Annotated in this window: 6 protein-coding genes and 2 rRNA genes; 5 read left to right on the forward strand and 3 right to left on the reverse strand. The window is 58.4% G+C overall.

Translation table 11 applies throughout. The features are described 5' to 3' along the window. Positions 1-193 precede the first annotated feature (193 nt). A 23S ribosomal RNA gene (locus tag Q8L25_RS05905) occupies positions 194-3,069 on the forward strand. Positions 3,070-3,207: 138 nt separating this feature from the next. Next, a 5S ribosomal RNA gene (gene rrf / locus Q8L25_RS05910) occupies positions 3,208-3,320 on the forward strand. Positions 3,321-3,532: 212 nt separating this feature from the next. Here rrf and Q8L25_RS05915 read toward each other — a convergent pair. Then, entirely contained in the window at positions 3,533-4,321 is a 789-nt protein-coding gene (locus Q8L25_RS05915; protein WP_308923989.1) for a nucleotidyltransferase domain-containing protein, read from the reverse strand. 2 nt (positions 4,322-4,323) lie between these two features. Continuing rightward, complete coding sequence (rtcR, locus tag Q8L25_RS05920; protein WP_308923990.1) at positions 4,324-5,946, reverse strand: RNA repair transcriptional activator RtcR; 1,623 nt, start codon at positions 5,944-5,946, stop codon at positions 4,324-4,326. Positions 5,947-6,147: 201 nt separating this feature from the next. Between rtcR and Q8L25_RS05925 the strand changes: the two genes are divergently transcribed. The 3 genes from Q8L25_RS05925 (at position 6,148) to rtcA (ending at position 10,189) form a co-directional block, all read left to right on the forward strand. Further along, positions 6,148-7,725, forward strand: a complete 1,578-nt coding sequence (locus Q8L25_RS05925) for an RNA-binding protein (protein ID WP_308923991.1) — start codon at positions 6,148-6,150, stop codon at positions 7,723-7,725. A gap of 194 nt (positions 7,726-7,919) precedes the next feature. Next, positions 7,920-9,155, forward strand: coding sequence for an RtcB family protein (locus Q8L25_RS05930; RefSeq protein ID WP_308923992.1), 1,236 nt, complete (start codon positions 7,920-7,922; stop codon positions 9,153-9,155). Between the two features lie 11 nt (positions 9,156-9,166). After that, positions 9,167-10,189, forward strand: coding sequence for an RNA 3'-terminal phosphate cyclase (gene rtcA, locus Q8L25_RS05935; protein WP_308923993.1), 1,023 nt, complete (start codon positions 9,167-9,169; stop codon positions 10,187-10,189). On the opposite strand, the gene Q8L25_RS05940 is transcribed toward rtcA, so the two are convergent. Then, a complete protein-coding gene (locus Q8L25_RS05940) occupies positions 10,186-12,333 on the reverse strand; it encodes a TonB-dependent receptor (RefSeq protein WP_308923994.1) in 2,148 nt (715 codons plus the stop codon). The genes rtcA and Q8L25_RS05940 overlap by 4 nt on opposite strands. Positions 12,334-12,348 lie beyond the last annotated feature (15 nt).

Here is a 12,348-nt window from a genome sequence, read left to right on the forward strand (position 1 = left end):
TCATTGCTGTTTCGTTCTTTAACAATCTGGAAGAAGTAAAGATTATTTATTGATCAAGTCTATGCGTGCAGGAATGCATGAGGCGATTTGATGGGTAATGATTGTATGTATCAACAAACAAGCAACAACGTTGTACTTTCTTATCCCTGTAGCGCTCTTTGATGACTTCGGTCTTCAGAGGCTAACGTTATAGGGACAAGCGAATAAGTGCACATGGTGGATGCCTTGGCGATTACAGGCGATGAAGGACGTAGTAGCTTGCGATAAGCTGCGGGGAGTGAGCAAACACACTTTGATCCGCAGATTTCCGAATGGGGCAACCCACCCTTTTAGGGTATTGCATGCTGAATACATAGGCATGCAAGGCGAACGCGGCGAACTGAAACATCTAAGTAGCTGCAGGAAAAGAAATCAACCGAGATTCCCAAAGTAGCGGCGAGCGAAATGGGAAGAGCCTGTACGTGATAGTCGGACCGATAACAGAATCCTCTGGAAATAGGAGCCATAGCGGGTGATAGCCCCGTATGTGAAATCGGACCGGTGGTACTAAGCGTACGACAAGTAGGGCGGGACACGTGACATCCTGTCTGAATATGGGGGGACCATCCTCCAAGGCTAAATACTCGTAATCGACCGATAGTGAACCAGTACCGTGAGGGAAAGGCGAAAAGAACCCCGGAAGGGGAGTGAAATAGATCCTGAAACCGTGTGCATACAAACAGTAGGAGCGGACTTGTTCCGTGACTGCGTACCTTTTGTATAATGGGTCAGCGACTTACATTCAGTGGCAAGGTTAACCAACTAGGGAAGCCGTAGAGAAATCGAGTCCGAATAGGGCGATCAGTCGCTGGGTGTAGACCCGAAACCAAGTGATCTACTCATGGCCAGGATGAAGGTGCGGTAACACGCCCTGGAGGTCCGAACCCACTAATGTTGAAAAATTAGGGGATGAGCTGTGGGTAGGGGTGAAAGGCTAAACAAACTTGGAAATAGCTGGTTCTCTCCGAAAACTATTTAGGTAGTGCCTCAAGTATCACCATCGGGGGTAGAGCACTGTTATGGCTAGGGGGTCATTGCGACTTACCAACCCATTGCAAACTCCGAATACCGATGAGTGCGAGCTTGGGAGACAGACGTCGGGTGCTAACGTCCGGCGTCAAGAGGGAAACAACCCAGACCGCCAGCTAAGGTCCCAAAGATTGGCTAAGTGGAAAACGAAGTGGGAAGGCTAAAACAGTCAGGATGTTGGCTTAGAAGCAGCCATCATTTAAAGAAAGCGTAATAGCTCACTGATCGAGTCGTCCTGCGCGGAAGATGTAACGGGGCTAAGCCAGTCACCGAAGCTGCGGATATCCTTTATTGGATATGGTAGGAGAGCGTTCTGTAAGCCTGCGAAGGTGTCTTGTAAAGGATGCTGGAGGTATCAGAAGTGCGAATGCTGACATGAGTAGCGATAATGGGGGTGAAAAGCCTCCACGCCGTAAGCCCAAGGTTTCCTGTTCAACGTTCATCGGAGCAGGGTGAGTCGGCCCCTAAGGCGAGGCAGAGATGCGTAGCTGATGGGAAGCAGGTTAATATTCCTGCACCGTCGTATGATGCGATGGGGGGACGGATCGCGGAAGGTTGTCTGACTGTTGGAATAGTCAGTTTCTGTCTCATAGAAGGCGCTTAGGCAAATCCGGGCGCAGGATTCAAGGGGATGGGACGAGTGCACTTGTGCACGAAGCAATCGGAAGTGGTTCCAAGAAAAGCCTCTAAGCTTCAGTCATACGAGACCGTACCGCAAACCGACACAGGTGGGCGAGATGAGTATTCTAAGGCGCTTGAGAGAACTCGGGAGAAGGAACTCGGCAAATTGGTACCGTAACTTCGGGAAAAGGTACGCCCCGGTAGCTTGATTGGTTTACTCCATGAGGGTGAAAGGGTTGCAATAAACTGGTGGCTGCGACTGTTTAATAAAAACACAGCACTCTGCAAACACGAAAGTGGACGTATAGGGTGTGACGCCTGCCCGGTGCTGGAAGATTAAATGATGGGGTGCAAGCTCTTGATTGAAGTCCCAGTAAACGGCGGCCGTAACTATAACGGTCCTAAGGTAGCGAAATTCCTTGTCGGGTAAGTTCCGACCTGCACGAATGGCGTAACGATGGCCACACTGTCTCCTCCCGAGACTCAGCGAAGTTGAAATGTTTGTGATGATGCAATCTACCCGCGGCTAGACGGAAAGACCCCATGAACCTTTACTGTAGCTTTGCATTGGACTTTGAACCAATCTGTGTAGGATAGGTGGGAGGCTTTGAAGCGGGGACGCTAGTTCTCGTGGAGCCAACCTTGAAATACCACCCTGGTTTGTTTGAGGTTCTAACCTTGGTCCGTGATCCGGATCGGGGACAGTGCATGGTAGGCAGTTTGACTGGGGCGGTCTCCTCCTAAAGTGTAACGGAGGAGTTCGAAGGTACGCTAGATACGGTCGGACATCGTGTTGATAGTGCAATGGCATAAGCGTGCTTAACTGCGAGACTGACAAGTCGAGCAGGTACGAAAGTAGGACATAGTGATCCGGTGGTTCTGTATGGAAGGGCCATCGCTCAACGGATAAAAGGTACTCTGGGGATAACAGGCTGATTCCTCCCAAGAGTTCATATCGACGGGGGAGTTTGGCACCTCGATGTCGGCTCATCACATCCTGGGGCTGTAGCCGGTCCCAAGGGTATGGCTGTTCGCCATTTAAAGTGGTACGTGAGCTGGGTTTAAAACGTCGTGAGACAGTTTGGTCCCTATCTGCCGTGGGCGTTGGAAATTTGAAGGGGGCTGCTCCTAGTACGAGAGGACCGGAGTGGACGAACCTCTGGTGTACCGGTTGTCACGCCAGTGGCATTGCCGGGTAGCTAAGTTCGGAAGAGATAACCGCTGAAAGCATCTAAGCGGGAAACTTGCCTTGAGATGAGATTTCCCAGAGCCTTGAGCTCTTTGAAGGGTCGTTCGAGACCAGGACGTTGATAGGCTGGGTGTGGAAGTGCAGTAATGCATTAAGCTAACCAGTACTAATTGCCCGTACGGCTTGTCCCTATAACCTTAGCAGGTGCAGAGGATAAGACGGTACAACGTTGCGTGTGTGTTGATACGACATTCATTACCCCAATCTTTGCTTCTTCCAGATTCATGACGCTGCTGCCCCATCGGGAGCAACCGTCAGTCCAAGTTATGCCTGATGACCATAGCAAGTTGGTCCCACCCCTTCCCATCCCGAACAGGACCGTGAAACAACTTTGCGCCGATGATAGTGCTGCAACCAGTGTGAAAGTAGGTTATCGTCAGGCTTGTTATTCGCAGTAGAAGAAAACCCCGCCAGCAATGGTGGGGTTTTTTTTCGTCTGGTGGTTTGTGGTGATGGCATGCGCCGCGGGTGGTGTCGGATTACGCTACGCCTAGGCGGCCCCGCTAATCCGACCTACGGGACCGCGAATGTACGTAGGTCGGCTTAGCGCGCAGCGCGTAAGCCGACAACATGGTTGGCATTACGGGCGTCCGATTACGCGCCCCCAGCGCTCAGCATTTTCCGGAACAACGCATTCAGCTGCTCCATCCCACCTGCCTTTTCTTCCTTCTCGACGCTGAAGTTTTCCAGCCTGACCAGTTCGGCTTCGATAAACAAATTAAGTTTGTCTATGCGTGGCGCCAGTTCCTTTTCCAGCGCGACCTTTTTCTTTTCGAGCAGCATCTGGACTTCTTCCAGCAAGCCCTCGCCTTCGGGCAGCAAGTGCAGCAGTGCGGAAAACTCGATCGGCGGCGCGGTGCGGTAGCTTTCTATCCAGCGCGTGGCCAGCAGCGGGCGCAGGACATAAAAGTACTTCTTCAGTGGCACCATCTCCGCCATCAGATAGCCGCGGTAATTGGTCTTGGCCATGCTGCGGTAATGATAAATGCCCTTTTCCAGCGTATAGACGGAATCGAGCAATTCCTGCATGCCGGCCTTGAAGCCGCCCTGGTCGATATAGTTGATCGGTGACTGTATCCATTCGATCACGGCGGGGTTCGAGCGCCAGAACAGCTGCAGCGCCTTGCGTATATCCCAGCCATTGAGGTCGATATCGTCGACGATGGGATATTCAATCACGTCGCGCTTGTCTTCCAGGTCGACCGCCAGATACCAGTCCTGCGGCCTGGCATAAATAAAGCGCACATCGAAGTCGCTATTGGGCGAAGCAAACCCCCAGGCGCGGCTGCCAGACTCGATCGCCAGCAAAATCCGTACGCGTTCTTTTTCTTCCACGGCCGCCAGGCGGCGCATGATTTCGATTCGTATATCTTCAGGGATCATGTTCAGTTCTCTTGTTTTTCCATGACTACTGTATCCCAGCTCAATGCAAAGCGGGCCAGGAATTTCTTGAGCCGGTCGGCGTCGTTGGGTTTGGCCTTTGCATCACGCGACACCGCATACAATTTGCGCCCCGCATCGGACAGGCTGTTCGATTGCCGGCATATCTCGATCACCGAGCGCAGCTGCAGCGCATCGAACAGATCCAGTTGCGACGCCGCTTCCTCGCCCATGATGGCCGCCAGCGCGATGTCCGCACCGCCGGCCTGGCCATCGTGCGTTTGCCATAGCCGTTTCAAGCGCCTGATTTCATCCTCGGCGACGTTGTCGGTAATGCGGCCAGCTTCCGACAGGGTGGCAAGACGCGTGACGGCCGCCGACAGGTCGCGGAAATTGCCGCGCCAGGCGGCCGATGGCGACATGGCGAAGCGCATGAAACGTTCGCGCGCCTCCTTGTTGAAGCGCACGCGCTCGCCGGACTCGACGCTGTATTGCGCCAGCAGGTATTCCAGGTTCGGCTCAATGTCTTCCGGCCGCTGGGCCAGGCCGGGCAATGCATACGTCCACAGATTGATGCGCGCATACAGGTCTTCGCGAAAGCGGCCGGCCGCCACCTCTTTTCCCAGGTCGCGGTTGGTGCCGGCGATCAGCTGGAAGTCGCTTTGTACTTCCGTATCCGCGCCGACCGGGAAGAACCGCTTTTCCTCGATCGCCTTCAATAGCATGGCCTGCTCGTCGAGTCCCAGTTCGCCGATTTCATCGAGAAACAGCAAGCCCTTGTGGGCGCTGCGCAGCAAGCCCGGGCGATCGGCACCTGCGCCTGTAAACGAGCCCTTGATATGGCCGAACAAGGTGGAGGCCGCGCCGTCGCCATGCAGGGTGGCGCAATTGAGGTCGATGAATTTGCCATCGAGCTGGTGGCGCGATTTTTTCAGCTCATATACGCGGCGCGCCAGGAAGGATTTGCCTGCGCCGGTAGGCCCCATCAGCAGCATCGGCGCTTTCGACTTGATGGCGACGCGCTCGATTTCGTCGATCATGGTATTGAAGCGCGCGTTGCGGGTGGCGATGCCGGACTTCAGAAACGCCACGCCGGCCGCCTGCTCGCGCGTAAAACGCTGGGCGATCTGGTCATAGCGCGACAGGTCGAGGTCGATCAAGGCGTAGCTGCCCGGATTGTTCGCATTCTGGCGTTTCGGTGGCGAGGTCTGCACCAGGCGGCCGGGAAAATAGCGTGCTTCCGTCATCAGGAACATGCAGATCTGCGCCACATGACTGCCGGTGGTGATATGGATCCAGTAGTCTTCCTGGTCCGGATCGAAGGGGTAGCTGCTGGCAAAATCATACAGCGCCGCGTACACCTCTTCAAAATCCCAGGCATCCGTGATCGGCAGGTCGTGTGCCACCAGCTCTGTTTCCGGCGACACGCTGGCGATATCCTGCGACACCTGACGCACCAGGTTCTCGAATTGCGGCCCCGTGTACAGCAGCTCGAAGCGGTCGATGACCTTGTCGTCGTGCCGCGTCAGCGCCACGCTGGGACGCCACTTCTCCCAGCGCGCGGCGCCCCTGCCATTGTCGAGCTGCGTGCCCAGGAAACCGATCACCACCGTGCGTTTGGCTTGCATATATAGGATAAAAATTTATCTGAAAAGATAATTTTATATGAAAATTAAAATGGGCTAAATTCCTGATGAAAGTGAGCAATGAAAAATTCATCAATATAATCAACAGCTTGGATAATTTTTTGAGAAACCAAAAAGCTGGCACAGCGCTTGCAATAGAGAGGATACAAACGAGATCAACGAGAAGAAGAGAGGATGCACATCATGGCCAACCTGCAGTTATTCCAGAGCGTGAATCAGGCTGAAAAGCAGGCTGAAAATTTGCCGGCGGCGCTGGCCGTCAATGCCGAAGGCGCGCCTGCCTATGGGCTGTCGCCGCGCCACCAGCTGGCGCAATATGCGGCCACTGGCTGCCTGAACACGACGTTTTATGCCAGCGCCGAAGCGCAGCTGGCCATGGTGCTGGAATTGTGCAAGGCCATCGATCCGCGATTCATCGCGCAGACGGCCGTGTATTGCCGCGAACGTGGCCATATGAAAGACATGCCTGCCTTGCTGGTGGCCGTGCTGGCCGGGCAGGGGGCGCAGCAACTGGCGCCGGCGTTTGCCCGCGTGATCGACAACGGCAAGATGCTGCGCAACTTCGTGCAGATATTGCGCTCGGGCGCCGTGGGCCGCAAGTCGCTGGGTACGCGTCCGAAAAAGCTGGTGCAGGCCTGGCTGAACAACGCCTCCGAACAGGTCTTGCTGGCGGCATTGGTGGGCAATGCGCCATCGCTGGCCGACGTGGTGAAGATGGTGCATCCGAAGCCGCAGGAGGCGTGGCGCGCCGCCTTCTTTGCCTGGCTGGTCGGCAAGCAATATCAGGCTGCGGACTTGCCGCCATCGCTGGCCGCTTTCGAGCGCTACAAGGCCGATCCATCGCTGCCTGTGCCGCTGGTTCCTTTCCAGATGCTGACGGCACTGCCTTTGTCGGCAGAGCAGTGGGCGCAGATCGCGCGGCAGGGTGGCTGGCAGATGCTGCGCATGAATCTGAATACCTTTGCCCGTCATGGCGTGTTCGGCGTCGACGGCATGGCCGAACTGATCGCGGACAAGTTGCGCGACCCGCAAGCGATTGCCAGGGGCAAGGTTTTTCCTTACCAGCTGATGTCGGCCTGCATGGCGGCCGGCGACAGTGTGCCGGCCATCGTCAAGGCGGCTCTGGAACAGGCGCTGGAAATATCGCTGCTGAACGTGCCGCAGGTCGCCGGCAAGGTGGTGGTCTGTGCAGACGTTTCCGGTTCCATGTCGTCGCCGGTCAGCGGCTATCGCGGCAGCGCCACTTCCAGCATGCGCTGCATCGACGTGGCGGCGCTGGTGGCAGCGGCCATGCTGCGCAAGAACCCCGGCACGGTGGTGCTGCCGTTCGAGCAAAACGTGGTCGAGTGCGAACTCGATGCGGAAAACAGCGTAATGGAAAATGCGACCAAGCTGGCGGCCATCGGTGGCGGCGGCACCAATTGCAGCGCGCCGCTGGCGCGCATGAACTGGAAAAACATACCGGCCGACCTGGTGATTTTTGTGTCCGACAATGAGTCCTGGGTCGACGCCAAGCGTGGTGGTGCGACGGCCACCATGCACCAGTGGCAGAAGTTCAAGCGGCACAATCCGCAGGCCAGAATGGTGTGCATCGATATCGCACCGCACGCCACCACGCAGGCCTGCGAGCGGGAAGACATCTTGAATATCGGCGGTTTTTCCGACGAGGTGTTCAAGATGATCGCCCTGTTCGCTTGCGGCCAGCTGGACCCCGCCCATTGGGTGGGCGAGATCGAAGCCATCGAGTTCGCAGTGGTGTGATGGCCACCAGGCAGTACGCATGAATGCGGACAGGACTACATGTAAAAACGTCTTGTCCATCCCTGGTCATGTGAGTTGTACCCCGAATGCAGGCAGGATTACATCGTAAAACCGCGTCAAACCGGTCTGGCACTTGCCGGAAATCTTGTCACCCCTGGTCGGGCCCCTCATGATGATAAAAAAAGAGAGAGCATATGAAAAACGAAGAATACGAAGTAATGCATACCGAAGGCAGCCGTCCTGTGAAGATGTGGACGCGTGGCGTGCCGGTCGAAGAAGCGGCGAAAAAGCAGCTGCGCAATACGGCCACCCTGCCGTTCATCTACAAGCATATCGCCGTGATGCCCGATGTGCACCTGGGTAAAGGCTCGACCATCGGCAGCGTGATTCCGACCCTGGGTGCGGTGATTCCGGCCGCCGTCGGCGTCGATATCGGCTGCGGCATGATGGCGGCGAAAACCACGCTGACGGCCAACGATTTGCCGGACAACCTGGGCCCTTTGCGCAGCGCCATCGAGCGCGCCATCCCGCACGGCATGTCGCCGAAAACGCGCGGCCACCGCGGCCGCGACGAGGGTTCCTGGCATACCCCGCCGTCGGCGGTCGATGCGGCCTGGCTGCAGCTGAAGGACGAATTCGATGCGATCTGCCTGAAGACGCCGAAGCTGAAGAACACCAACAATTATCGCCACCTGGGAACGTTGGGCAGCGGCAACCACTTTATTGAAGTGTGCCTCGACGAGCAGGGCTCCGTCTGGTTCATGCTGCACTCTGGGTCGCGCGGCGTGGGTAACGCCATCGGCAGCCATTTCATCGAACTGGCCAAGCAGGACATGCGCACCCACTTCATCAACCTGCCGGACCAGGACCTGGCCTACCTGGCCGAAGGGACGCAGCACTACGATGATTACGTGGAGGCGGTCGGCTGGGCCCAGCGTTTTGCGCGCAACAACCGCGAAGTGATGATGCAGAACCTGATCGCCGCCGTACGCACGGTGATCCACAAACCGTTCCAGACGCATGTGGAAGCGGTCAACTGCCACCACAATTACGTGCAGAAGGAGCACCACTTCGGCAAGGATGTGCTGGTCACGCGCAAGGGAGCGGTATCTGCGCGCGAGGGTGAGCTGGGGATCATTCCCGGTTCGATGGGCGCCAAGAGTTTTATCGTGCGCGGCAAAGGCAATCCGGACAGTTTTCATAGCTGCAGCCACGGCGCGGGGCGCACCATGAGCCGCACGGAAGCGAAGCGCCGTTTCAATCTGGAAGACCAGGTGCGCGCCACCGAAGGCGTGGAGTGCCGCAAGGACGCCAATGTGATCGACGAGATTCCGATGGCCTACAAGGATATCGATGCGGTGATGCTGGCCCAGCGCGAACTGGTCGATGTGGTGCATGTGTTGAAGCAGGTTGTCTGCGTCAAGGGATAGAAAGAGAAAAGATGATAGAGATAGATGGATCGCAGGGCGAGGGCGGCGGGCAGATATTGCGTTCGGCCTTGACCCTGTCCATGATCACGGGACAGCCATTCCGCTTGACAGGCATACGCGCCGGCAGGGCCAAGCCCGGCCTGCTGCGCCAGCACTTGGTGGCCGTGCAGGCGGCGGTACAACTCTGCGGCGCGCGCACTTCGCCGGTGGCGCTGGGTTCCTCCACGCTGGAATTCGTGCCCGGTCCGATTCGGGGTGGCGACTACCGCTTCGCCATCGGAAGCGCCGGCAGCTGCACGCTGGTGTTGCAGACGCTATTGCCGGCGCTGCTGCATGCGGATGGTCCGTCGACCGTGCAGGTCAGCGGCGGCACGCATAATCCGCTGGCGCCGCCCGTGCATTTCCTGCAGCGCGCGTACGGCCGCATCCTGGAAAAAATGGGGGCGCGGATCGACATCGAGCTGCTGCGCTTCGGCTTCTTTCCGGCCGGCGGCGGCGAGGTGCGCTCCACCGTGCAACCATGCGCACGCTTGCAGCCGATCGAGCTGCTGGTGCGTGGCGAACGCATCGACGGCCATGCGGAGAGTTTTGTCGCCGGCGTGCCGGCCGGCGTGGCCGAGCGCGAACTGGAACGCGTGGCGTCCGGCATGGGCTGGAGCGGCAAGCAGTTGCGCCTGCGTGGCCTGCCGGCAGAGCAGGGACCGGGCAATGTGCTGCTGCTGACCCTGGAGCACGAACACGTGACGGAAGTGTTTGCGTCGTTTGGCGAAAAGTCGGTGCTGGCCGAAACGGTGGCCAAGCGCCTGCTGAACGAGGTGCGGCGCTATCTGAAATCCGAGGCGGCCGTCGGCGAGCACCTGGCGGACCAGTTGCTGCTGCCGATGGCGCTGGCCGGTGGCGGCGCATTTACGGCCACCGCCATCTCGCAGCATGCGCTGACCAATGCCGATATCATCGCCCGCTTCCTGCCGGTCACCATACGCTTCGAGCAGCATCAACATGCCGCCCTGTGCACGGTGGAGCGTACGATTTAAAAGACATACTGCGCGCTGGTGCCCAGCAACCAGTTGCGGCCAGGGGCCGCTTCATAGTAGCGCTTGTTGCTGTCGCCGACGATGACCGAACCCACATAGGTCTTGTCGAACAGATTGTTCAGGCGCGCGAACTGCTTGAAGCGCCAGTTGCCCAGGCTTTGTTTGGCGTTCACGCGCACATTAAACACGGTGTAGCCGGGCGCCGGTTTTTCCTGGTTGCTGTCTTCCGCATACACCTGGTTGCTGGCTACGGTTTCAAACGCCGCGCCGTAGCGGTCGAGGTTATCCTTCCATGCCAGTTCCGCAAACAGGTTGGCGCTCGGCACGCCGGGCAGGCGGCTGCCCTTGGCGACGGCGCCAAACGCTTCGTCATACACGGCGTGCAGGCTGGTCAGCGCCCAGCGGGTCGTGAAGCCGTAGGGCAGGCTGGAGTCGAGCGACACTTCCACGCCCTGGCGCACGGTCTTGCTGGCGTTTTTATAGCTGGTGCGTCCACCGCTGGAAGCGTCGACCACCAGTTCATCGTCCGTATGGACCTGGAACACGGCCGCATTGACCCGCGTATTGTTGCTGATGCGCGCCTTGAACCCTGCTTCCAGGTTGGTGCTGGTGGCTGGCTTCAGCTTGAAATTGAAGCCGCTGCCGCTGCCCGAGTAAAACAGTTCGTTCAGGGTCGGCGCTTCGAAGCCGCGCGCCGCGCTGGCATACACATTCAAATTGGGATTGACCTGGTACAGCACACCCAGCACCGGCGTCGTATGGCTGAATTCCAGGCTGCCGCTGTCGTTACCGTTGCCGAGGTAATGGTCGTCCACCGCCACTTTCATCTTGCTGTGCCGCACGCCGGCGCTCAGCATCCACGGGCCGCTTTGCCATTCCGCCTGGATATACGGGTCGAGGCTGGACACTACATTCTGCTCGTCGCGGCGCAGCCTTCCCTTCAGGCCGAACACATCGCCGATATAGTTTTCATAGCCGGTGCGGTCGTCCTTCGAGCGGCCGTAGTCGATGCCGAAGGTGGTGCTGAGCTTGCCGCCCGCCAGCTGGTTAACATGGGTCCAGTTGGTGTCGATGCCATAGAAATCACGCTTGAAGTCGACCACGCCGCCCGAATGGGTGGCGGGCGCCTGGAAGCCCTTGGTGAATGCCTGGTACTGGATCACGTCGCGGTTGCCGCCATACGCCATCACGCGCAGGCGGTCGTCGCCGAAGCGCTGTTCATACGTGGCGCCGATCTGCTGGTGATCGATGCTCTTGCGCGTGTTGTAGCGCTCTGCCAGGGTGCGCTTCGGGTTTTGCGGGTCCGTGGCATCGATTTCGCCGGCGCGCGGGTCGCGTTCGAAGGTGGCCCAAGTGGCACCCAGCGGATCCTGCGTGCCGCCCTGGTGCAGGCTGTTGGCGACGATGGTCAGCTTGCTGTCGGCCGTGGGCTTGACGGTGATCTTGCCGAAGGCCTGTTCGCGCGTGGCGGCGCTGTGGTCGCGAAAGCCATCGGTGCGAAAGCGCGAACCGTCGAGCACATAGCCGATGCCGTTCGCTTCACCTTGCGCATTGAGGTCGACTTTATTGGTGCCGTAGCTGCCGCCGGTGACATTCAGCTCCACCGAGGCGGGGCCCTGGCCGTCCCTGGAAAACAGCTGGATCACGCCGCCCGAGTGGTTGCCGTAGATGGCCGAGAATGGTCCGCGCAGCACTTCGATGCGTTCGGCCGTGTCCAGGTTGAAGGTGGCCGCCTGGCCCTGGCCGTCGGGCATGCTGGCCGGGATACCGTCGCTGATCAGGCGCACGCCGCGCACGCCGAAGGCCGAGCGGGCGCCGAAGCCGCGCGACGAGATCTGCAAGTCCTGCGCATAGTTCTGGCGGTTCTGCACCACCAGGCCCGGGACAAAGGCCAGCGCTTCGGAGGCGTTGACGCGGATCTGGCCATCCTGGATGCGCGCGCTGTCGATGACGTCAATCGAGGCTGGCAGGTCGAAGCTGGGGTGGCCGATGCGGGTGGCGCTGACCACCACCACATCGGCTACCGGCAAGGTAGCGACTTGCGCGTCAGCCTCAAGCTCGGCCGCCAGGGCGCTGGCAACCGGCCAGGCGCCCAGCGCGAACAGGGCGGCGACGGCGTTCAAACGGAATCGGTACTGCTTCATGAATTCTCCAGTGAG

The sequence above is a fragment of the Janthinobacterium sp. J1-1 genome, assembly GCF_030944405.1.
GTDB lineage: Bacteria > Pseudomonadota > Gammaproteobacteria > Burkholderiales > Burkholderiaceae_D > Janthinobacterium.